This window comes from Stenotrophomonas sp. 2YAF22 (genome assembly GCF_052114665.1).
GTDB lineage: Bacteria > Pseudomonadota > Gammaproteobacteria > Xanthomonadales > Xanthomonadaceae > Stenotrophomonas > Stenotrophomonas indicatrix.
The window spans coordinates 1-1,567 of the sequence record NZ_JBFRFE010000803.1 but is presented as its reverse complement, the minus strand read 5'-3'; the positions used below and the strand labels follow the sequence as shown (position 1 = coordinate 1,567).

1 protein-coding gene and 1 pseudogene are annotated in these 1,567 nt (G+C 68.3%); both read right to left on the bottom strand.

Annotated features, from left to right (window positions below):
* Positions 1–441 (bottom strand): annotated as a pseudogene (locus tag AB4Y84_RS21265) (2-isopropylmalate synthase); the annotation flags it as partial.
* Positions 438–1,529, bottom strand: a complete 1,092-nt coding sequence (locus AB4Y84_RS21260) for a threonine dehydratase (RefSeq protein WP_442244363.1) — start codon at positions 1,527–1,529, stop codon at positions 438–440. The gene AB4Y84_RS21260 and the pseudogene AB4Y84_RS21265, both read right to left, overlap by 4 nt.
* Positions 1,530–1,567 lie beyond the last annotated feature (38 nt).

Sequence of the window (1,567 nt, the reverse complement as noted above, 5' to 3'; positions counted from 1 at the left end):
GAACTCCACGTCATCGATGTAGGAGCGTGCCAGCGACACGTGCCTGCGTACCGATTCCAGTACCTGCTCACGCGTCATCCGCAGCTTGTGCTCACGGTGCAGCGGGCTGGTCGACAGGAACACATGCAGGCGCGGGTTGACCGCCGCTTCCAGTGCGCGCGCCGAGGTCTCGATGTCTGCCTGCAGGCAGCGCGACAGCACCGCCAGGCTCAGGCTCGGGCGGCGCAGTTCGCGGCCGATCAGGGCCATCGCCTCGCGGTCGGACTGCGAGCTGGCCGGGAAGCCGGTCTCGATGATGTCCACGCCCAGTTCGTCCAGCGCACGCGCCATCACCAGCTTCTGCGGCGGGCTCATGCTGCAGCCGGGGGACTGCTCGCCGTCACGCAGGGTGGTGTCGAAGATGCGGATGCGCGGGGTGGTAATTCGTTCGATGGTGTTCACAGGGAAATCTCCTCGACAGCGGGTGCGACGGCTTGCAGGGGGGAAGGGGTAGGCGTTGGGAAAACGGTAGCGACCGCTTTGCTGGGCGAGCGCGGAGTTTCTGCCCGGCGTCGGCGCGGTTTGCGTGGCGGACGCGGGCGGATATCGGTGAGCAGGCCGGCGAGCACGCCGGCATCGATGTTGCCGCCGGAGACGACCGCACACTTGCGGCGGCCGGCGACGCGACGCCCGGCGGCCAGGGCCAGTGCACCTGCGCCTTCGGCGATGATGTGTTCTTCCAGTGCCAGCCGCACCAGGGTCTCGCGCAGCTCGGCTTCGCGCACGATCACCACATCGTCCAGCAGCGACGTGCACAGGCGGCGGGTCAGTAACCCGGGGATCTTCACCCGCACGCCATCGGCCAGCGACGGCACAGGATTGATCTCGCGCACGTCGCCGCGGATCGCGCGGGCCATCGAATCAACGCCCTCGACCTGCGCACCGACGATGCGCACGCCCTGCGACTTCAGCGCCAAAGCGACGCCGGATGCCAGGCCGCCACCGCCGATCGGTACGATCACCACGTCGGGCGCATGTGCGGCCAGCTCGATGCCGACAGTGCCCTGGCCGGCGATGACATCGGCATCGTCGAACGCGGACAGGAAGCGATAGCCATGACGCTGCGCCAGTTCGACGGCGAACGCATAGGCCTCGTCATAGCTGTTGCCATGCTGGCGCACCGTTGCGCCCCAGTGGGCGACGCCAGCGATCTTGGTGGCCGGTGCGCCATGCGGCATCACGGCGATGGCCGGAACATCCAGGCGATAAGCAGCCCAGGCCACGCCCTGGGCGTGATTGCCGGCGGAGGCACAGATCACCGGCCGGGTATCGCCACGTTCGCGGGCGGCCAGCAGGGCATTCAGCGCGCCGCGTACCTTGTACGAACCGGTACGCTGCAGGTTCTCCAGCTTCAGCCAGGTGCCGAAGCGCTCGGCATGGTGCAGCGGAGTGGGCGGCAGGAAGCGGCGCAGGCGGGCCTGCGCAGCCAGTACGTCGGCAACGGTTACGTCGCCGACATCGCTTTCCTTGCTGGCATCAGCGGCCGGCATGGGCCACCAGCAGGGCCGGAACGCCCATTTCCTTCAGC